15 protein-coding genes are annotated in these 21209 nt (G+C 52.7%); 6 read left to right on the top strand and 9 right to left on the bottom strand.

The features are described 5' to 3' along the window. The first annotated feature begins 3 nt into the window (after positions 1 to 3). The 4 genes from HUU59_06130 to typA are packed head-to-tail and all read left to right on the top strand — an operon-like array spanning position 4 to position 5103. On the top strand, positions 4 to 2031 hold the full coding sequence (locus HUU59_06130) for a S9 family peptidase (GenBank protein ID NUO19011.1): 2028 nt from the start codon (positions 4 to 6) through the stop codon (positions 2029 to 2031). A 45-nt stretch (positions 2032 to 2076) separates the two neighbouring features. Continuing rightward, positions 2077 to 2670, top strand: coding sequence for a DNA-3-methyladenine glycosylase I (locus HUU59_06125; protein NUO19010.1), 594 nt, complete (start codon positions 2077 to 2079; stop codon positions 2668 to 2670). Positions 2671 to 2695: 25 nt separating this feature from the next. Continuing rightward, positions 2696 to 3259, top strand: a complete 564-nt coding sequence (locus HUU59_06120) for an NAD(P)H-dependent oxidoreductase (GenBank protein NUO19009.1) — start codon at positions 2696 to 2698, stop codon at positions 3257 to 3259. 2 nt (positions 3260 to 3261) lie between these two features. Next, entirely contained in the window at positions 3262 to 5103 is a 1842-nt protein-coding gene (gene typA / locus HUU59_06115; GenBank protein ID NUO19008.1) for a translational GTPase TypA, read from the top strand. A gap of 76 nt (positions 5104 to 5179) precedes the next feature. Here the strand turns inward: typA and HUU59_06110 are convergent, their stop codons facing one another. From HUU59_06110 to HUU59_06095, 4 genes are read right to left on the bottom strand one after another with little or no spacing between them, the layout of a single operon-like run. Continuing rightward, complete coding sequence (locus tag HUU59_06110; GenBank protein NUO19007.1) at positions 5180 to 6514, bottom strand: ABC transporter permease; 1335 nt, start codon at positions 6512 to 6514, stop codon at positions 5180 to 5182. Then, positions 6511 to 7440, bottom strand: a complete 930-nt coding sequence (locus HUU59_06105; GenBank protein ID NUO19006.1) for an ABC transporter ATP-binding protein — start codon at positions 7438 to 7440, stop codon at positions 6511 to 6513. The genes HUU59_06110 and HUU59_06105 overlap by 4 nt, the downstream gene beginning before the upstream one ends. Further along, positions 7424 to 8869: a DUF853 family protein gene (locus HUU59_06100; GenBank protein ID NUO19005.1), complete on the bottom strand. Its 1446-nt coding sequence runs from the start codon at positions 8867 to 8869 to the stop codon at positions 7424 to 7426. The genes HUU59_06105 and HUU59_06100 overlap by 17 nt, the downstream gene beginning before the upstream one ends. A gap of 13 nt (positions 8870 to 8882) precedes the next feature. After that, complete coding sequence (locus tag HUU59_06095; protein ID NUO19004.1) at positions 8883 to 9992, bottom strand: WG repeat-containing protein; 1110 nt, start codon at positions 9990 to 9992, stop codon at positions 8883 to 8885. Between the two features lie 285 nt (positions 9993 to 10277). Here HUU59_06095 and HUU59_06090 point away from each other — a divergent pair, with 285 nt between their 5' ends. Further along, the gene (locus HUU59_06090) at positions 10278 to 12938 is read left to right on the top strand and encodes a T9SS type A sorting domain-containing protein (GenBank protein ID NUO19003.1); all 2661 of its coding nucleotides are present in this window, start codon (positions 10278 to 10280) and stop codon (positions 12936 to 12938) included. Between the two features lie 278 nt (positions 12939 to 13216). Beyond that, a complete protein-coding gene (locus HUU59_06085) occupies positions 13217 to 14974 on the top strand; it encodes a VCBS repeat-containing protein (protein ID NUO19002.1) in 1758 nt (585 codons plus the stop codon). A gap of 72 nt (positions 14975 to 15046) precedes the next feature. Here the strand turns inward: HUU59_06085 and HUU59_06080 are convergent, their stop codons facing one another. From HUU59_06080 to HUU59_06060, 5 genes are all read right to left on the bottom strand, one after another. After that, positions 15047 to 16570, bottom strand: a complete 1524-nt coding sequence (locus HUU59_06080; protein NUO19001.1) for a cytochrome c biogenesis protein ResB — start codon at positions 16568 to 16570, stop codon at positions 15047 to 15049. Positions 16571 to 16647: 77 nt separating this feature from the next. Continuing rightward, positions 16648 to 17889, bottom strand: coding sequence for a cytochrome c biogenesis protein CcsA (ccsA, locus tag HUU59_06075; GenBank protein NUO19000.1), 1242 nt, complete (start codon positions 17887 to 17889; stop codon positions 16648 to 16650). A 334-nt stretch (positions 17890 to 18223) separates the two neighbouring features. Further along, positions 18224 to 19366, bottom strand: a complete 1143-nt coding sequence (locus HUU59_06070) for a hypothetical protein (protein ID NUO18999.1) — start codon at positions 19364 to 19366, stop codon at positions 18224 to 18226. Positions 19367 to 19368: 2 nt separating this feature from the next. Next, positions 19369 to 20076 (bottom strand): response regulator transcription factor, encoded by a 708-nt coding sequence (locus HUU59_06065; GenBank protein NUO18998.1) that lies wholly within the window; start codon positions 20074 to 20076, stop codon positions 19369 to 19371. Further along, positions 20069 to 21196: a HAMP domain-containing histidine kinase gene (locus HUU59_06060; protein ID NUO18997.1), complete on the bottom strand. Its 1128-nt coding sequence runs from the start codon at positions 21194 to 21196 to the stop codon at positions 20069 to 20071. The genes HUU59_06065 and HUU59_06060 overlap by 8 nt, the downstream gene beginning before the upstream one ends. Between the last annotated feature and the right edge of the window lie 13 nt (positions 21197 to 21209).

Raw genomic sequence — 21209 nt, 5'->3', positions numbered from 1 at the left:
TCCATGTCCAAGACAACTCGCACTCCCAAGAAGGTCCCGGTTTCGATTCATGATTTCAAGAAATTCACGACGCCGAAGTCGTTGGCTCTGTCCCCGGACGGGCGGCTTCTGGCATACACCCGTTCATGGACAGACGAAAAGCAGAACAAGAGCTTTGCAAACCTGCACGTACTGGATTTGATGACCGGCCAGAGCAGGCAGTGGACAAGCGGTGAGCATACGGACAGGGGACCGTGCTGGTCACGCGACGGAAGAAAGCTGTCATTTTTCAGAAATGAAAAGGGCGAAGACAGAATTTATTGTTTTGATCGTGACGGCGGAGTGCCCAATTTGCTATGGAAGGGGCGGGGCAGTCTGGCAGGCATGGAGTGGGCGCAGGATGACACGACACTGGTCGTAAAATTCCGCAAAGCAGACCCGGACAAAGAGGCGGAGCAGGCAATTGCGGAAGGAAAGACTCCTGAATCGAAAGCGCCTGTCGCGCGGCGCATCACGAGACTTTTCTATCGTCTGGACGGAGTAGGGTTCTTTCCGGAAGACCGCTATCATCTTTACAAACTGGACATCAAATCGAAATCGTGGACACAGTTGACCAAGGGGCCGGCGGACGACAGTGCATTTGCGATTTCGGCGGACGGGAATGTGCTGGCCTATGTCGGAAACTCGCACAGAGACCCCGACCAACATCCTTATGACAACGACATCTGTTTCATCAATTTGAAGAGCGGCAGACGAAGCGTTCTCGACGGACCTCAGGGAGAGAAGCTAAGTTTGAGTTTCTCGCCTGACGGGAAGTGGCTCGTGTATCTCGGGCATCACAACAAGAAGGATGCATGGGGTGTGGAACCGATTCATCCGTGGCGGGTCGATTTACGGACGGGCAGAATAAAGAATCTCACGCCGGACTATGACAGACAGGCAGGAGAACTGTCGCTTGCGGATATCGGTTTTGAGTTTGAGTCGTACGACGTGAAGTGGAGCCGTGACAGCAAATTCATGTATTATGTTGTGTCAGACCGCGGCGATTCCGCGATAGTGAAGACTCCTGTCGGCGGCGGCACGCCGGAGAAATTCTGGAGGACGGCGGGGATTGTCGGGTTGTTCGATCTAAAGAACAACAAGATGGCAGTGCTGCACGCGGATTACAAGTCCATCGGTGATTTCCATGTTTGCGATGACATCACCAGGAAAGGCGCGACGTTCCGGCGGGTACTGTCGCACAATCGGGAATATCTGAATTCGGCGGCATTTGCAAAGGTGCAGGAGTACTGGGTTTCTTCGACGGACAAGACGCGGGTTCATACTTTGATGTTTACACCTGCGGATTTTTCGCCGCGCAAGAAGTATCCGGCGATCATTTACGTTCACGGCGGGCCACGGGCTCAGTATGCGAGAGTGTTCTTCCATGAGATGCATGCGCTGGCGGCGCAGGGATACGTGGTGGTACTGCCGAATCCGCGGGGAAGTCAGGGGTACGGCAAGAAACACGCGGAGGCGATTGTCGGCGCGTGGGGGACGAAGGATTGGGAAGATGTCGAAGCGGTAGCGGATTGGCTGGACTCGCAGAAGTTCGTGCAGAAAAACAGGGTGGCGATTTGCGGCGGCAGCTATGGCGGTTACATGACAAACTGGGCTCTGGGCCACTCAAGAAGATTCCGCTGCGGAATAACCGACCGGTCGGTGGTGGATTTGAAGGCCTTTGCGGGTTCGTCAGATATTGGGTATCTCGATCATCTTGAGTTCGGCGGATACTATTGGGCGAATCCGGAGGGATACTCGAAGATGTCGCCGCTGACCTACGCGCACAAGATCAAGGATCCGCTGCTAATTGTCCACAGCGAGAATGATCTGCGGTGTGCAATAGAGCAGGCGGAGCAACTGTTTGTCGCGCTGAAGGTGCGAGGCAGGACAGCGGAGTTCTTGAGATTTCCGGAAGAGTCTCACGGCCTTTCGCGTGGCGGCAGACCGGATCGCCGCGTGGTGAGAATGGAAGCCTATCACGATTGGTTCAAGCGGTATTTGAAGAAGTAAACAGGCCGCGGAAATTGCAGCATACCTAAAAATAAGCGGGGAACAATGCCCAAGATGATCAAGCGCTGCGCGTGGCCGGCCAATGACGAATTGATGATACAATACCACGACGAGGATTGGGGCGTTCCGGTGACGGATGACCGGAAGCACTTTGAATATCTAGTCCTGGACTGTTTTCAGGCCGGACTGTCGTGGCGAACGATTTTGTACAAGAGAGAGAATTTCCGCAAGGCGTTCGCGAACTTTGATTACAAGAAAGTAGCCAAGTTCGGAGACAAGGAGTTTGAGCGTCTGATGAATGATGCGGGGATAATCCGTAACAGACAGAAGATTGCCGCAACGATTCAGAACGCAAAGATGCTGATTGAAGTTCAGAAGGAGTTCGGAAGCTTTAACGAATATATCTGGCAGTTCACGAAGGGGAAGCAGGTGAACAGCCGGATTGGAACCATCAAGGATATCCCCGCAAAGTCGGCGCTGTCAGACTTGATGAGCAAGGATTTGCAGAAGCGGGGTTTCAAGTTTGTGGGATCGACGATTTGCTACGCGTACATGCAGGCGGCGGGCATGGTCAACGACCATGAAACGAGTTGTTTCCGGCACAAAGAGTGCGCGGCACTTGCGAAAGCGATGAAGTAGATTTCCGTATTAAGATATGAGGCTTATGAGGATCGCTATTATACCCGGCTCGCTCAGAGCCGGTTCTTACAACCGGAAGCTTGCACACGTTGCCGAAGCGATTCTGCAGAAGCATCAATGCGAGACGGACTACGTGGATTTGAAGGAGCATCCGCTTCCTCCATATGACGGCGATTTTGAAACAGAGAGCGGAGTTCCGGACGCCTGCTGGAAACTGAAGGCGCGGATCGCGGCTGCCCACGCGGTCGTGGTATCTTCTCCGGAGTACAATGGCGGAATTCCGGGGACTTTCAAGAATGTGCTTGACTGGACGACTCGCGGCGGATCGAATCCGTGGAGCGGCAAGGTTGTGATGCTGATGGGAGCGACGGACGGTCCATGGGGGACAAACCGCATGATGCCGGCCTTGAAGCAGGTGTACTCAATAATAGGTTCATTAGTCATACCGCAGACGGTGACGATTCCGCATGCGGAGAAGGTATGGGATAAAGACGGCAGACTCGTGGACGAGTCCTTGCCGGGAAGAGTGGAAAAGGTGATAGCAAATTTGTTGAATGTGACACAGAAGATGACGGCGGAGCGGTTGTAGGCATGGCGAAGAAATTCCGGGAGAACATAAGAAACGTGGCGATCATCGCGCACGTTGACCATGGCAAGACGACTCTTGTGGACGCCATGCTTCATCAAGCGGGTGTATTCCGTGACAATCAGCAGGTCGCGGAACGCGTCATGGACAAGCTTGATCTTGAACGGGAGAAGGGGATTACGATTCTCTCGAAGAACACGACGATCAAGTGGCAGGACAACTTAATAAACATTCTGGATACTCCTGGCCACGCGGATTTTGGCGGACAGGTACAGCGAGTTTTGAGAATGGTTGACGGGTGTCTGCTGTTGGTCGACGCGAGCGAAGGGCCGCTGCCGCAGACGCGTTATGTGTTGTCCAACGCGTTGGAGCTGGGGCTGTCGCCGATAGTGGTGATTAACAAGATTGACAGGCCGGACGCGCGGATTGGCGAGGTACTGGACGAGGTGCTGGAACTGTTTCTTGACTTGGATGCAAGCGAAGAGCAGTGCCACTTCCCGGTCGTATACACAAACGCGAAAGTGGGCACGGCGACGATGGATTTGGGGACTCCGGGCGAGAATCTCATGCCGCTTTTCCGGCTGATATTCGACAAGGTTCCGCCGCCTGAATATGACGACGAGGCGCCGCTGCAGCTGCAGATAACGACGCTTGATTACAGCGACTATGTCGGCAGAATCGGTATTGGGAGAATTGCCAATGGAACGATCAAGCAAGCAGAGCAAGTGATGCTGATCAAGAATGACGGCACGCGATCTCAAGCCAAGGTGACACAGCTTTACACCTATGAGGGGTTGTCACGGGTGGATGCAAAGTCCGCTTGGGCGGGCGAGATCGTTGCGGTGGCCGGACTTGAGAACATGGATATCGGCGACACCGTAACTTCGATGCTTGATCCCCGCCCGCTGCCTCCGCTCAAGATTGACGAGCCGACACTTGAGATGGTTTTCAGCGTGAATACGTCACCGTTCCAAGGCCGGGAGGGGAATTTTGTCACAACACGGCAGATTCGCGACCGGCTCTTCAAGGAGATACAAGGGAATCCGGCGCTGCGCGTAGAAGATTCCGAGACATCCGAAGGCTATCGCGTTTACGGCCGCGGAGAGTTGCAGATGGCGATCTTGATTGAGACGATGCGCCGTGAAGGCTATGAACTTGCGGTGGGCAAACCTCGAGTGCTGTTCAAGACCATAAACGGCACGCGGGTCGAGCCGTATGAGCAGGTGTTGATGGATTGTCCGGAGGAGTTCGTGGGAGTCGTAACGAGCACGCTGGGCATGCGGCGCGGCCGCATGACACATATGACGGATCACGCGACAGGCTGGGTCCGGCTGACGTTTGAGATTCCGATGCGCGGGTTAATCGGGATTCGCCCGATAATGCTGACGATGACCCGCGGCACGGCGATCATGAACACTCAATTTCTCGATTATCGACCGGTGGAGGGCGAGGTGAAACAGCGCGCGAACGGCGTACTGATTGCCGACCGCGAAGGACGGGTGACGGAGTATGCCCTGAACAGCTTGCAGGATCGTGGTGAAGTGTTTGTGGGACCGGGCACGATGGTGTACGAAGGAATGGTGTGCGGAGAAAACTCACGCGACAATGATCTGGTCGTGAATATCGTTCGAGAAAAGAAGCTCACCAATATGCGCGCGTCAGGCAGTGATGAAAGCTACAAGATTGCACCGCCGCGGCCGATGTCGCTTGAGGAAGCGATCGCATTCATCAATGAAGATGAATTAGTGGAAGTGACTCCGCAATCCATCAGGCTTCGCAAATATTATTTGAAAGAGGAAGAGCGCAAGCAGGCCGCAAAGCGGGCAGGCATGGCAGGCATTGTGTAACTCGAGATCGAATACAGATTGAAAGCGCCCCGGCGGAATGGCCGGGGCGCTTTGTTTAGCGGTAAAGCCGATGTCTCTAACCCAGTTCGGTTGCCAGTCTTCGCTTGAAGATCAAGATAGAGATTACAGTCATCGCGGCGGCCATGGCCAGTGAAATGCCGCATTCGAACAAAATACCTGCTATGCCTTGATCACGCCAAAAGATGTCATTGAAACCCTGCATAGTCCAGAACACAGGGGTAATCTTGCTGATCGTTTTAATGATATCCGGCAGAAGGAAACTCGGAAACATAGCTCCACCGATTGCGGACATGCTCAAGATGATGACAACTTGCAGCCCTCCGGCCTGTTCCTCAGTTTTGGACAAGGCTGAAATGATCAATCCGACCGAACTCATGGTTACGGCCGTCACAACAATCATCACAAGCATGGCCGGCAAGTGCTGCCAGATTTGCAGATTGAAGATCAGCCAGCCGTAGACCATCATCACAAAAAGTTGAAAGCTTCCAAGGAAGACCGAGTAGAGCAGCTTCGAGAGCAGAATCTCTCCGGCAGTAGCGCCCATTAGAAGCAGCCGTTGAGCGGTGCCGGAACGCATTTCACGCAGCAGCGAAGCCGCGATGGCACCGACTCCGAAGAGCATGAAGGTAACGGCAGTTCCGGCAGTTGTATGCGACACGGCGGGATTGACGACTTTCTGCCCGACAATTGCCGTGCGCTCAATCCTATTAATCTTGTCAAACGCCGCACCCATGCTGAACCCGCCGCTGTCAGAAGACATGTCATCACTTCCGATTAACTCTTCTTCAGGGATCAAATCTTTGAAGGACATGCCGCTGTCCGGCAGTTCAACACCAAAGTTTCGCTCAATTGCTTCAGTAAGGTCACTATTGAAGCCAAGGGTTGCGGCAGAATCGAACATGCCAGACATCATTGCCGACGGCATCAGGAGCGGGAATGTCTCGAAGGACGTTTTCTGCATCAATCCGATGAGGACACCTGTTGTGACTGGATCGCGGGGGTCTTCAAGAACATGGGCTCGCAGCTCACCATTTTTGACTCCATCCGTGAAATTGCCGGGGATAATCAGAGCCGCGGAGTAGTCACCCTTTTCAACGAGCGAGGCCGCTTTTGTGCTATCGAGCTTTGTTGAGTCTTTGCCAACGGACTGAATCATCCGGAGTTCGTCAAGCCTATCCAGTCGAGTTACAAATCTTTCACCGGCCTTTCCCCTGTCGAGATTTACGGTAAGGACTTTGAGTTCGGCAAGGGATTCCTTGCCTTGACCGCCAAAGACAAAACCGAAAACAAGAATCATCACCATCGGAACGATAAACGCGAGTCCGATTGCCACTGGATCGGTCATGAAGATGGCGAAATCCTTGCGGGCAAGATGCCAAATGCGTCTCATGCGTCGCGCAGCTCCCGTCCGGTTAATTCAAGAAAGAGCATTTCAAGATTTGGCGAAACCACTTCAACACGCTGCGCTCCATTGAAGCCCGCGAGCTTCGCGAGAATTTCCGTCAGACCATCATTTGATTCGGGAATATAATCCACTCTCAAGCCTGACTGGTGCCTGGCAGCAGCCGGAAGATCAGGAGCGTATTCGTGTTCCGAGCGCAATATAAGCCTTACGAAGCGCGGGGTTTTGACGAGATTGACCAGCTCTTCGAGTGATCCGAGTCCGAGCAGCCTGCCGTGGTCAAGAATGGCAATTCGCCTGCATAGCCGTTCCGCCTCTTCCATATAATGTGTCGTATAAACAATCGTCAAACCGGTTTGATGGAGAGACTCAAGCAATTCGAAAATGCTTGCTCGCGACTGCGGATCCACACCTACAGTCGGTTCATCGAGCAGAAGCACGCGCGGTTCGCTGAGCAATGCGACTCCGAGATTCAGCCGTCTTTTCATGCCGCCCGAGAATCCCTTAACCCGTGACTTTCTGCGATCTGAAAGACCTGTCAAGGCAAGCACTTTGTCAACCCGCTTATCGAGTTCGCTGCCGGAGAGTCCGCGCAGTTTGCCGAACAGTTCGAGATTACCTTGCGCTGTTAGCATGTCATAGAGGGCGATGTCCTGCGGGACGACGCCCATGGCGAAAGGAATCTGCCAGCGTTCAAGCTTGCTGTCAAGGATTCGCAGCTCACCGGAGTCCGGCGAAAGCAGTCCGCACATGACTCGCATTAGTGTGGTCTTACCGGCACCATTCGGACCGAGCAGACCGAAGAAGTCACCTTGGTGAATTGAGATTGAAACATCCTTAAGCGCTTGCACGTCCGTGAAGCGCTTGGACACATTCCGGACATCTATGGCTGTGTGATTAGCGGCGTTTGCCACCGAGTAATCCTCCAAGAATGCCGCGAATCAGGGAACGTCCCGCTTGCGAAGCGGCGGCACGCGCGGCGGATTTCATAACGGTGGTCATGACATCTTCAGGCTGTCGAGTGGACGCTCTTGTTTTGCGAACCTCTTCTGCGGGTGGAGACGCGGCCGCCTTTTCCGCTTTGTTCTTCAGCATCTCGTAGGCCGATTCACGATCGAGCGATTTCTCATACACGCCCGCCACGACGGAAGTTTGCAGTATTGTGAGACGCTCGTTGGTCTCGATCGGACCAATACGGGAGAACGGCGGCATAACAAATGCGCGCTCGGCGGGGCGCGGCGCACCTTTTTCATCCAGGAAGCTCACGATGGCCTCGCCGATACCCAGTTCGGGAATCGCCTTATCAAGATCGAGTCCGGGGTTGGCGCGAAATGTTTCTGCAGCAGCTCTGAGTTTCTTCTGTTCATTTGGAGTAAACGCACGCAGCGCATGCTGCACACGGTTTCCGAGCTGGCTCAGGACTTTTTCGGGAATATCGAGCGGATGCTGAGTGACAAAGAAAACACCGACGCCTTTTGACCGGATAAGTCGGACAACCTGCTCGATCTTGTCGAGAAGCGCATCGGGGGCGTCGTCGAACAAAAGGTGGGCTTCATCAAAAAAGAAAACTAGTTTCGGTTTCTCGACGTCGCCGACTTCGGGCAGTTGTTCGAATAATTCGGAGAGCATCCAGAGCAGGAAAGTAGCATAAACTTTGGGTGAACGAACGAGCTGTTCGGCATGCAGAATATTGATTATTCCGTTGCCGCTGCTGTCAGTTTGCAGCAGGTCGCCTAACTCAAACGCGGGTTCGCCGAAGAATCGGTCACCACCCTGCTCTTCAAGTGTTAGCAGGGCACGCTGAATTGCCCCGATGCTGGCAGGCGACACGTTTCCGTATTGGGTGGTGAGCTCTTTTCTCAAATCGGCGACGTGCGCGAGCATCGCTCTAAGATCCTTTAGGTCAAGGATGAGCAGACCCTCATCGTCGGCGTAGCTGAACACAATTTGCAGTACGCCGGCTTGAGTTTCATTCAGATTCAGCAATCGCGAGAGCAGCAGCGGGCCCATTTCGGAGATAGTGGTGCGCACCGGATGGCCTTTCTGCCCGAAGACGTCCCAAAGCACACAGGAGTTCGCGCTGAAGGCATGTTGTTTGATGCCAAGTATATCGAGCCGTTTCTGGAATTTCTCGGAGGATTGACCGGATGCTGCGACACCTGCCAGATCTCCTTTGATGTCGGCGGCAAACACGGGAATTCCGGCACGTGACAGGCGCTCGGCGATGACTTGAAGCGTCACGGTTTTGCCTGTACCGGTGGCTCCGGTGACAAGTCCGTGGCGGTTCAGCATTTTAGGCAGGACAGAAATTTCCTGACCGTTTGTGATAGCAATGGGAAGCATTGAATAGGGTGTGCTAATCTTCAGTTTCTACGTCGCCGGAGCCCATGCTGAATCCGCCGGGGATTGCGGATTCCCAGACACGTTTACCAGTTTGGTCAATATAGCCCCACTTGCCTCCGGGCCATGTGACACGGGCTAAGCCGCCTTGAAATTCTTCGGCGACATGGTGCTCGATATTAATAACCAGTTTGTTGTCATGATTGATATATCCCCAGCCGTTCCCGACTCGAACCGCGGCGAGACCTTCGCTAAAATCATAGGCAGCATCATAGGTGGGAGGAATAACCATCTTTCCGGTGCGGTCAATGAATCCCCACTTTCCATCCAGTTCGAAGCGCATGAGGCCTTCGCTTGCGGTTTTGCAATGCAGTGTTTGCAGGCGGAATTTGACATCACCTTTGCGGTCAATCAACGCATAGTCCGCATGCGGCGGAAGTCCGATACGAACGAGGCTGTGTCCATCAACGAATTTGTCCGCCCAGACATAATTGGGTGCCAAGACCCAATTGCCGGTGGTGTCAATGAATCCCCATTTATTTTCGTACTCCACCGCGGCAAGACCTTCGGAAAACTCATGTGCATTAGAGAACTTGTGAGGAATGACTTTCTGGCCTGTGACGCTGACGTAACCGAACTTCTTTGTTGAATCAGGAACAGCGGCCAAACCCTCGGAAACCGCTTGAGCGAGTTTTGAGAATTGAGGTTGCACGACAAACTTTCCGGTCTTATCAATGTAGCCAAACTTCCGGTTGACTCGAACTGCCGCCAACCCGGACTTGAAATCTCGCGCGCGTTCGAATTGCGGTTCAATGACAACCTTGCCGGTCGCGTCAATGTATCCCCATTTATCTCCTTTTCGGAAGCGGGCCATTCCGTCAGAGAATTTCATGGCCATGTCAAAATCCGCGGAAACCACAGTCTTGCCGTTTACATCAAGATAGCCCCACTTTCCGGCTTCGGTGCCGTACGGATACAGACTTGCCTGTGACTCTGACTTTCCTGTAACTTCAGTCTTTTCAATATTCTTTGGTGGTGAAGTATCTTTGTCTTTGTTTTTACAAGAGATAATAAACGCGCTCAGGGAAAACACTAAGACAGCACCGACTCGTGCAATAAATGACATGTTCATAAGACTCCGGTTTGGTTAAGCCAATTTGCGGATAAAGAAGCCAGTTGTCAAGTAAGTCGCCAGATGAGACGGGGAGGCATGAGGGTCAGTGTCGCTTAAAATCGATATGTAAAATACGACAATTTATAGCAACTTTACGTAGGACTTACACTTACGGGTTGTCAGAAATTTCATTCAAATGCAATGATTTCTTGGCAGCCTAATGTATTCTTGATTTGATATAAGTAGATTGAATATAGAGAAGATAGTAACCCAAATCCAAGAAAGTGCAGGGAGCCTATGAAGAAGATTTTGATTTTGTTGTGCTGTGTTGCGCTGGCCGTAAGTACGGCTTTCGCGACCGAAGGGACTGTTGAAACTCAGAAGAAACTGGATGTTAAGAATTCGACTCCAGGGATTCGAGATTTTTCAGCTATGTCTGATCTTGAGCTTGAGCAGATAATTGCAATCCTGAAGCTCGAAGGCAAGTCTCTGTCAGAGGATGCCACTTTTGCAGAGTGGGAGCGGCGGATGGCTTTTAAGTCCACCCGCGGAGAACAAGATCGACTGGACAACGGCACCGACGGGTGCCCCGGAACGGTGATTGCCGGTTTGCCTTATACGGACAGTGGTACAACGACGGGAGCTGCCAATGATTTCGCATGTGATGGGAATATTGCCCCGGACGTTGTTTACAGCTACACTCCAGCGGTGAATCAGACGGTAGTTATCACTGTTTGCAACTACTACAGCTATGATACGAGACTTGAGCTTTTGGAAGGCAGTTGCCCGGGGGTGTCCATTGCGTGTAATGACGACTGGTGCGGCCTGGGGTCCTACATTACCGCCAACTTGACCGGCGGCATGACGTATCAGATTATTGTTGACGGTTACTACAGTGGCTCGGGCGATTTTCAACTCGACGTTTACGAATACACACCGCCTGTGGTTGGCCGTTGCTGTTACAACAACAACGTGTATTGCGTGGACAATATCACTCAGAATGATTGTATCACGTTCTATAATGGCGTGTGGGACCAAGGATTGGACTGCAGTTCTGCTTGCCCGCCGCCGCCGCCACCACCCGGCGCACTTCGCGTAATCACCGTTCCTGTGCCGTCCGGTTTGGGTGTATCTATCTCGGCCGATTGCCGCGGTGATTTGTACTACACGAACTATGGCGAAGGCGTCCTTCACCGTATGGATGATTTCGGCAACCTCATTAGCTCAACGCCGATTCTGGACGCCAGCGGCGCGCAGCGTTTCATCGACGAATTAGGTTGGGACGAGAGCCGCCAAGTATTCTGGGGCGGCGAATTGAGCACCAACGCAATTTGGACAGTTGACCGGAATGGTTTGGCGACTTATCAGTTCGCAGGACAGTCGGGCATTGGCTTGACCGACGGTTGTGACTATGACGGTACGGACGGCACGATTTGGCATTCAACGGACGTAAGCTCGGATATTGCTCACTTCTCTTCAACAGGTTTGCTGCTCGGTAGCTTGACCTTGCTGGATGAGAACGGCAATCCCGAAGGAGCTATTTCCGGTGTTGAGATGGGCGCAGGCGGAACGATCTGGGCAGGAAACAGCCCGATTGACGATGTTCGCCGCTGTGACAAGACCACCGGCGTCTTCGTGAGCCGTTTTGATGCAGGTCAGGTTCGCTGCGAAGGTATGGAGTGCGACGCTATCAACTTTGCTCCGCAGACGGTACTGTGGGTGAAGGACGCTTATAATAACACGGTTACGGCATTTGAAATAGAGGCCGGAACCTGCGTTTGCGCAGAACTTCCTGACACCTGCCAGTTCCCATACGAAGAAGTTGATCATGGTGATTTGAGTGCCTGCAACTATCCGACATTGGTAAACAATCCTGCCCACGGATTGTCAGGAGTCGCCTGGCTTGGACAGCAGATTGACGGCGAACCGTCGCCGGATTATTTGAATCAGGATCAGCTTCCTGAAGACGACGGCGTGTTCTTTGTTGGACTGCCGTGGACTCCCTGCACGATTGAAGACCTTCGCGTGGTTGTTACGGCAGGTCCTGAGTACGGACGCTATGCCGAGTGCGGCGGCCGCTTGTACCTGAACGCTTGGAAGGACGGCAACTACGACGGCGACTTCTGCGACGAACTCGAATGCGGTCCGGCAGTTGCCAGCGAATGGATTATTCATGACGTGTTGGTCACACCGGGCGCCCACTCGTTCTCGGTGCTTGATCCGGGCGTTCTGGATCTTGGCGTATATGATGGCGTATTCCGCTTCCGTTTGACTTCGACACCTGTTGGCCGATTTGGTTTCGGTCAGGCAGTAGTCGGCGCTTGCACGGATCAGTGCGGAACATTTGCTTTTGACTTCCTTGGCGAAGTTGAAGACTATATCATTCCGGATGGACAGTTGGATGTCGAGTTGTCCAGCTTTGAACTAGTTCCGGGCAATGGCCGGGTAACGATGAACTGGACCACCGCCAGCGAAACGGACAATCATCACTTTGTCGTGCTTCGTGACGGTGCTCAGATGGTTGAAGTTGCCTCACGCGGCAATTCGGCTTCCGGATTTGACTATTCGTGGGTTGACGCGAATGTGGAAAATGGTTCCTCGTACAGCTATTCACTGGTGGCAGTTGACGTGAACGGTGCGCAGGAAGTTCTGGCATCCGAATCGGCGACTCCTCGTGCTGAGAGCGGCGTCGTGACCAACTACGCATTGCATCAGAATTATCCGAACCCGTTCAACCCGACGACAACGATTCGCTATGATCTGCTTGAAGCAGGCCAGACGACCTTGAAGGTTTACAACGTTCAGGGCCGCGAAGTGGCAACACTTGTGAACGGCGTCCAGTCGGCTGGAACGCACCATGTCACGTTTGAAGCGTCGGGTCTGCCGTCGGGCGTGTACATGTACCGTTTGGAGGCAAACGGCTTCTCCGCTGAGAACAAGATGCTTCTTCTGAAGTAATTCGTTCGCATCTTGCGAAAAATCAAGCAGGCCGGTCCGAAAGGACCGGCCTGCTTTTATTTAAAAAGTTGTTTCGTGACCGTCCGAGCACTTGACCTCTCGAATTCATTTTATTAGTTTCTGGGAGCTGACACTGGCATTGCAGCGGCAGTCCATCTCGCATCATCTTCAGTTTCGTCCCTCCGTCAGCCGTAACCACGGCTCCGCACTTCCCACTTTGCGCGTTTTCCAGAGCCGTCCGATTGTGAAACTTATCACTATCAGACGGAGATACACGCATGCACATTGTTTACTTGTTTACCATTCTGGGGTTGATGACCCAGTATGCGATTGGCCAGACTTTTGAAGAAGTCGGTCTTTCGCTGGGAGTCACTGCGACGTACGACAATCCCGGACAGTTCGGGGGCGGCTGCGCAATAGAGGATATCAACGGCGACGGCCTCATGGATATTCTTGCGGCATCGGGCACCGGCCATCCGCTGATGATCTATCTGCGCACCGGCAACGAGTACACACTCGACGCGGGGCTTGGCTGCGGTATCACGAGCGCGGCGCAAACATCTCAGATTCTGTTTGGTGATTATGATAACGACGGTCACCGAGACGTGTTTGTCGGGAATTGGGGGTCGGAGAATTTGTTGTTCCGTTCGAACGGAAACGGCACATATTCCGATGTTACGTCATTTACCGGAGTTGATGGCGGCAGCGCACAGACATCCGCCGCATGCTGGCTTGATTACAATAACGACGGCTGGCTTGATTTGTATGTGACAAACTATGACATTTCGTCCGCCGGCAGACCGGACTACCGGAACGTACTCTATCGAAACAACGAGGGCGTAAACTTCACGGATGTAACAGAGCAGGCCGGAGTGGCGGATAGCGCAGACCGAGCACCGCTGGCAGTCATTTCATTTGACTTTGATAATGATTTGGATGCGGACATCTATATTGCAAATGACCGTAATCAGCGCGGAACTCTGTTTCGGAATAACGGAGACGGAACATTCAGCGACGCGGGAGATGAAACCGGTATAGAGCCGAGGATGTTCGGAATGGGTTGCGCGATATCGGATTTGAACCACGACGGCTGGTGGGACTTGTATGTGACCAATGATCCAATAGGAAACCTACTCTTTGAAAGCAATGGCGACGGCACTTGGGAAGAAGTCGCGAGTCAACGAGGTGTGACGGTAAACTACGGATGCTGGGGCACGGAATTTCTTGATTTTGACATGGACGGTGACGACGATCTTTATGTCGCGAATATGGCGCCCCCGATGCCTCGTGACTATCTCTTCGAGAATACGGGCAACGGGTATTTCACGGATGTTTCGGTGGCGGAGGGTGTCAACGATCAAGAGATGACGTTTGGATTCGCAAAGGGGGATCTTGACAACGACGGCGACATGGACATGCTGGCATCCAATATCGAGGATCGCCCATATGTCTATCTAAACAGGTCAAGCGGATTCAATTACATCCGGGTTCGCACTCAAGGAGTTCAAACAAACCGGGACGGCGTGGGAGCAAAGGTGGTTGTCTATGCAGGGAGTCTGGTGATGCAGCAGTTTGTCTGCGCCGGACAATCCTATGCTTCATCGAGCGATCCCCGGCTGCTCTTCTCATTAGGCACGCAAAATTATGCCGACAGTATAGTAGTACTCTGGCCGAGCGGCGTGCGTGACACGTGGCGGAACCTGGACGGAAATCGCGATTATGTTCTCGAAGAGGGTGTGTCGCTTGATGTTCCGACTCTACCGCCGTTGACGATAAGTTTTGAATTGAGGCAAAACTATCCGAATCCTTTCAATCCGGTCTCGACGATTGAGTTTCAGTTGAACACGCCGTCCGAGGTGGAGTTAAGTGTTTACAATCCACTTGGACAAAGAGTGGCAACCTTGGTGGACGAGCCGATGTCCGCCGGATTACATCGTGTGCAGTTTGACGGCACAGAGCTGACAAGCGGGAGCTATGTTTACAGATTGACCGCAAACGGTCATTCCCAAAATCGAGTCATGACGCTTCTGAAGTAGAAGTCGACGGTATACAAAGTCAAAGGGCGGCCCAAACGGGTCGCCCTTCGTATTTTTCGTTTTGAGCGGTGTCTAATAGAAGACGATATCCGGCTGAACGGACATTTTGACTTCATGGCCGGGCTGCTCGGCAACTGCGGCAATATCCCGTTCAAACGCACGAACCATTTTCTTGCTGAAAGCATAAGCGCGAGTCAGCGGTTGTTCAGCCGTCGGATACTCGACGTATACGATCCTGTGTGTCATGTAGAAACAGAGAACAAGTCCGATTGAAGAGACAAGGAAGCCAAGCCACAGGAACTCCGTTCCGGCAGATTTGCGGACATCAAAGATTGTTGCAATATCCATTCGTGCGTTCGTGCCGGTGACATCCACAGCCTCAAAGCGGAATTTTCCGAATGACGCCTGATGCCCTTTCATCTGAAGAAACGACCACATAGGCTTACGGAAGCCACTTGGACCTTCAGCAATCAATTCGAGTGCCGGGTTATTGAACTTTGCGCTGGCCGAATATGCGCTTCGGCGGGAATCGAGTTTGAAGTCCGGCAGAAGTCTTCCTGCTGTCAGTTTCACCGTATCACCGGGAACTTCGACCATTTGGTTTTGCTTAAGCTGCAGTCTTTGCAACTCTGCACCGGAGGAATCAAAAACCGCGACAGTCAGTTGATCGTAGGAAGCACTTACACGGGGAGCAGTCGGGTCATAGGAGCTTTGGTAGAGCCGGTAACCGCTTCGGCGCAATGGAGTGTTGACAGAAATCTGCCGTTCATCCACCTTCTCTCCATTTTCGAAAACGGTGACACTGCTTATGTATTGTTTGATATTCCCCGATGCACGCTGAATATCCCAATCATTTTCAATCCACGCTTCCTCCATGGATACAAGTTCGACCTCGTTGTTCTCGTTAAAGCGCTCGATTAACCAAGTTCCGGGGCTGTCCTCCCTGACCAAGCGGCCAAACCACTCGCCGTCGACGAGCACCCATTGGCGCGGTTGAAGGGGATAGAATTCGACGCGGAAGCTGTCAATGCGAACCTCGAAGGGCATATCGTCGACTTCAATAGTGTCACCGGGATATCCGCCGGCGCGGGAATCCTTGTCACCGAAGGAGCCCACCAAGCCGCCGACAGCAAGCAAGAGCAGACCGAGGTGAGTCAATAGCGGACCCCACAGCGCGAGTCTTCCGGACTCTCCCACCCAATACGACTCACTTGAATACCGCTGCGAGAGTTTACTTCTCATTCTCTCCACGAGGGAGTTCGGAGTTTCGGTAGTCGTCAGGAAGATTGGCGCAGTACGATCGTTAATCGAGCGATGATCAAGCTCGGGCTTTTTGCTCCATTGACGCCAAACTATCGGCGTGCGCTCAAGGATGCAGGCAAAAAGCGAAAGCGACAGGATTCCGATGAGTCCTCGATACCACCACGACCGGAACGGGTCGTGCATTTCGAGCATGCGATAGACGAGCTGGCCAAAGGCTGCAGCGGCACCTGACGGCTCTTGCTCCAGCCAACGAGGGTCAACTAATTCACCGCTGAAGAGCGAAGCAAGCGAAAGTACGCCGACGATGATTAGAATCCAGATGGCAAACTTCATAGTGGAGAGCATTGCCCACCATTTAGGTTTGCGGCTGACGTGAGTGCTTGTATTATTGTTGGAATTCATTCGTGAACTTATGCGTAAGCGTGCAAACCGCCGAAGAAGTAGTTGCCGAAGAGTGACAACATCATCATCGCAAACCCGATGAGCGACAGTACAGCGGTGCGCGGTCCCGACCAACCGCGTTGATAGCGGGCATGCAGGAAGGCGCTGTAGAAAAGCCAAATGATAAGGGCGCCGACTTCCTTTGGGTCCCAGCTCCAGAAGCTTCCCCACGCGCTTTCCGCCCAAATCGCGCCGGCGAAGAGCGCACCCAATGTATAGAGCGGATAACCCAACGCAACGGAGCGATAGTTAACCTCATCGAGTAACCTGCCATCGAGGTGCAATTTTCCGGCAACGCGGCCGAAACCGAGAGCAGTATGAAGCAGAAACGCGCCGAGTGTACCAAAGATGAGTGTGACACCGAAGAATTCGAAAATTCTCAGTGGGCTGTCGGAGGTTAACGAAATTTTTCCCCCGCTTAGTAGAATACCACCGGCAAGTGCGCCGAGGAACAGGCCGGAAAATGCAATGGCAGTCCAATAGCGAGTTTCCACGGAAGGTGTGCTTTTGAACAGATAGTTCCAGACGAACCCCGCCGGGACTAGATAGATTCCGAGTAAGACAAGCACGTTCCCGCCGCGCATAGGCGCACCGAATAGCTGCATGGCGGACTGGCTGGCGAATGCATCGCTGACACTTCCAAGCAATGCGATAATGGCAGGAATAAAGATGAGCACTTGCAGAGGGATCTTCATTGAGGGCTTGAAGGTCTTCTGTGCCTCTTCCTCGCTTCTGACCGCCAGCAAGTACACAAAAGAAACAGCAGCCGCGACGGCAAAGGCACCGGCCCCGACTGACGCAAGTGTGACATGGATAATCAGCCATGAGCTGCGCAGCGCAGGCATCAACTGTTGACTTGGATCTTTCGGGAGAAGCGATGCTGCGACCATCAGCATAATGACGACAGGAGAAATCAGCGCGCTGATTATCCAGTTGCGATACCGCCATGTCAGGAATGCGAAACTCACAACCGCCATCCAACTCATTACCGCCATATACTCATACATATTGGACATCGGGAAGTGTCCCTGATAGTCCCAGCGGAGGAAGAAGGCGATGGTTTGCGGGATGAAACCTGCAGCAAAGCTAATGGAACCGATTTTTGTCCAAATCGGTTTGCGGGCGGCAAGCCAAATCGTGAAGGAGATCCAGCCTACTAGATACGCCCAAAAAGCGAACCAGAAAAGTTGTACATCAAGTGAGGGTGTCATACTCACACCTGCTCGGGTTTTGTTGAACGAGACAAAGAAAAAAGTCCGCACACGGCAATGCCGCATGCGGACAGTCTAAAGTCATGCATTTGGGGTAAGGAGGTTTCCCTCCATAAATATGTTGTCGAAGCCGACATAAAGGGTGCGCCTGAGGCGCGATACAATAAACTCTACAGTAATAATTTCGCAAAACGTTTGTGCATAGTCAAGCACAATTAATGCTTATTTGTCACATTGGCTCAAGATTAGCAAATGTGTCGATATCGCCATATTCAGCGATTTCAGCAAATGAGACTAAATTAATCCGATTAAGTGAAGAGGAGTGGCTTTCCCGCTATTTCGCCGGACGGGCAACTCCGGTCGGCAACGGAGTCGAAGTTTCAAGTTCACCTCTGTGACAGGCCACGCAGGCTTGGTCGAATCCATGGTCGCGAGCCTCCGGCTCGTGACACTTGACACACAGCTGCCGCTCAATCGTACCAGAAGAATAAGGCGACGGAAGTGGAAAAGAACCAGAGACCACACCGTCCATCCTCAAGTTTAACACCCTGAAGTCCCACCTACCCAAGTCGACGGCGCTTGACCCGTGCGCACGGTGGCACGTGATGCAGGCAATTTCACTTCGCTTGTCAGGACCGTTCGTGGAAGTAGTAGTTATCGAAAGGCTTTGAAACGGCACTTGTGGAATGTACGCATTCAGAGGCGTTCCTCCAGTAGGATCACCAGTTCCATTGTAACGGTCATAAGAAGTCATGACATCCGCGCCGAGCGTGCCACGGACTGGGTGAGCGAATCCAAATGCCTGATTCTCGTGAAAGAATCCGTGACAATTCGCGCACCAATTTGTCCAACCGCTTCGATAGGCGGTGTGATTGGCTCGCGACTCAGCCGCACCGTTCAACGGCAAACCATCAGCTTGAGGAGCAGGATACATGAAATAGAAATCGCCTGCTTGAACGTGTCCGGCACCCCAGAGCATTCTAAAGTTTTCATTGCCATGAGGATCGTGGCAGCTCGTGCAACCGAGTGAGGCCGACGGATATGTTCCACCGGGAGCAACGTTATTCAGGGGGTCTTGAAACACACCATTCGAGAGCGCAATGCAGTTATGAATCCCGTGGCTGCCGGCAAGCGGATGCATTGCGCCATCCGGACCATCATTTAAATTGGGAGCCGTACCGAAAATGAAATTGCCTCCGCCCCGCTCCGGCGCCGGAGTCAGTGGATTCACCGACCAGACCGCACCGTTTTCGCTTGAGTGGCAACTGAGACACAAGTCCGTTGGGGTCTCGCTGAGCAACAAGAAGTTGTTCTCGATTGTCGGGGGAACTTCGAACCCTTCAGAACCCCGATGCATGATGTGGCACATTGAGCAGCTCGCAACGCCACCGTCATGGAATGCCAAGAGGTCATTCGGAAAAACTCCAATGCATATGCTCGACCAAATTGCCAAACCTGTCAGTTTAATCGTTGTCATGTCTATTCCGGCGTGGCCGCCTGCGTGAATTTGTAACCCGCCGCATACACCGTATGCAGATGACGCGGGCTTCGCGGGTCAGGCTCGAAAAACTTTCTTAGGCGTACAATCAAATTGTCGATTGTTCTTGTCGAAGGATAGCGGTCATAACCCCAAACCTTTTCAATAATCTCGTCACGCGAGACCACATTTCCTTCGCGTTCTGCAAGCAGTTTGAGAATCATGCATTCCTTCTGGGTGAGGCTGATCCTTCCCTGGGGTGTATCTGCCGAATAAGCGGAGAGATCAACTTTACAATTTCCGAAGGCAAGGAGATTCCCTTGCTCGGGAGGCTTTCGATACCATTCGTTGCGACGAAACATCGCGCGGATGCGGACAATGAGTTCGCGGATGCTGAACGGTTTGGTGATGTAGTCATCTCCACCAAGTTCCAGACCTCTAACACGTGCGTCATCGCTGTCGCGTGCGGTCAGGAAAAGTATTGGGATGTGAATTCCCTTTGCGCGAACCGTTTCACATACGTCAAATCCGCTGGCACCCGGAAGCATGACATCAAGCAGTACCAGATCATGGTTTCCGCTTTCGATTTCGCGAATAGCTGTCCATCCATCCGCCGCATGATGCGTTTCAAACCCCTCTGCTTCAAGATTGAGCTTCAGTCCGGCAGCAATATGCTGCTCATCCTCCACGATCAGAATCCGTTCAGGCACTTTGAGTATCCTTAAGAGCGGGAATTGTGACGATGAATTGTGATCCCTTCCCCGGACCAGGACTTCGTGCCGCAACAGTTCCGCTCATGGAGGTGACGATTTCCCGCACCAGGTACAAACCCAGTCCGACACCTTGAGCCTTGCGAGTATCTTCGTTCCCGATACGGTAGAAGCGGTCAAAAATACGCGATGCTTCGTCCGGATTAAACCCCTGTCCTTCGTCACTCACGGTTAACTCGATTTTGCCGTCCCGATGTGAAAGGAAAACATCTATCATACCGCCATCTGGAGAATACTTCACTGCGTTGTCAACCAGATTTTTTACGACAAGCTGCCAGCGGCGCGGATCAGCCATCGCCATTAACCCGAACTCCGTGTCCACATTCAAGCGATGTTTACCCGCAAATTCGATTCTGTGCGAGAGCTCTGTGACCGCTCGAACCGTCTCCTCGCTAATATCAGTCTTTTCCAGGGGGAGCGAAGAGCCGGGCGAGAGAACTTTTTGCGCCTGAAGCAAACGGTCGATCAAATCGTTCAACCGGTCTAGATCGACGGACATCGTCTCAAGAATCTCCAGTCGTTTTGCCGGAGGAAACTCGCGCGCACTCAACGTGTCAACATACATCTTTAGTGAAGTCAAGGGTGTCTTGAGTTCATGAGACATCGCAGCGAGAAAGACGGATTGCCGGTGTTCCATGTCAATTTCCTCACGCAATGTTCTGAGCATGTAGAGCACCCCTATCAGCACAAGAAGGCCAAAGAACGCGCCTTCAGAAATGAACATGCGTGTGCGAGAGTTTACAAATTTGTTCAGTTTCACACGCGCCGTGCTTTTCACCTGAATCATGTTGTCTGACACAACCTCAAGATCGGGAAAGGTTTTGCCAAGCCACTCTTCGAAATTGCCGTCACCGGACGCACGCTGAACATAGGCCACGACGATTTGCTGCTGCCAGTACCCCTCTTGAGTTTCAATCAATCTGCGGCCTTCCTTGGCTTGATAGATAGACCACCAGACAAGCTGCGCCAGCGCAAAGACGGAGATCAGAGCAAAGATGACAAAGTGCCGCCGAAACGGCAGTCTTGGACTTCGCCAGGCATTGCGCAACCAGCCAATCATGTTATCTGCACTA

Source organism: bacterium (assembly GCA_013360195.1).
GTDB lineage: Bacteria > Electryoneota > RPQS01 > RPQS01 > RPQS01 > JABWCQ01.
The sequence above is the reverse complement of the archived record's forward strand: the minus strand, read 5'-3'. Positions and strand labels throughout refer to the sequence as shown.

What these genes read in the sequence shown, in the direction of transcription:
- HUU59_06085 (NUO19002.1), top strand. Translation starts at nt 13,217, where the DNA reads ATGCACATTGTTTACTTGTTTACCATTCTGGGGTTGATGACCCAGTAT.
- HUU59_06090 (NUO19003.1), top strand. Translation starts at nt 10,278, where the DNA reads ATGAAGAAGATTTTGATTTTGTTGTGCTGTGTTGCGCTGGCCGTAAGT.
- HUU59_06120 (NUO19009.1), top strand. Translation starts at nt 2,696, where the DNA reads ATGAGGATCGCTATTATACCCGGCTCGCTCAGAGCCGGTTCTTACAAC.
- HUU59_06110 (NUO19007.1), bottom strand. Translation starts at nt 6,514, where the DNA reads ATGAGACGCATTTGGCATCTTGCCCGCAAGGATTTCGCCATCTTCATG.
- typA (NUO19008.1), top strand. Translation starts at nt 3,262, where the DNA reads ATGGCGAAGAAATTCCGGGAGAACATAAGAAACGTGGCGATCATCGCG.
- HUU59_06100 (NUO19005.1), bottom strand. Translation starts at nt 8,869, where the DNA reads ATGCTTCCCATTGCTATCACAAACGGTCAGGAAATTTCTGTCCTGCCT.
- HUU59_06095 (NUO19004.1), bottom strand. Translation starts at nt 9,992, where the DNA reads ATGTCATTTATTGCACGAGTCGGTGCTGTCTTAGTGTTTTCCCTGAGC.
- HUU59_06130 (NUO19011.1), top strand. Translation starts at nt 4, where the DNA reads ATGTCCAAGACAACTCGCACTCCCAAGAAGGTCCCGGTTTCGATTCAT.
- ccsA (NUO19000.1), bottom strand. Translation starts at nt 17,889, where the DNA reads ATGACACCCTCACTTGATGTACAACTTTTCTGGTTCGCTTTTTGGGCG.
- HUU59_06060 (NUO18997.1), bottom strand. Translation starts at nt 21,196, where the DNA reads ATGATTGGCTGGTTGCGCAATGCCTGGCGAAGTCCAAGACTGCCGTTT.
- HUU59_06125 (NUO19010.1), top strand. Translation starts at nt 2,077, where the DNA reads ATGCCCAAGATGATCAAGCGCTGCGCGTGGCCGGCCAATGACGAATTG.
- HUU59_06070 (NUO18999.1), bottom strand. Translation starts at nt 19,366, where the DNA reads ATGACAACGATTAAACTGACAGGTTTGGCAATTTGGTCGAGCATATGC.
- HUU59_06080 (NUO19001.1), bottom strand. Translation starts at nt 16,570, where the DNA reads ATGAAGTTTGCCATCTGGATTCTAATCATCGTCGGCGTACTTTCGCTT.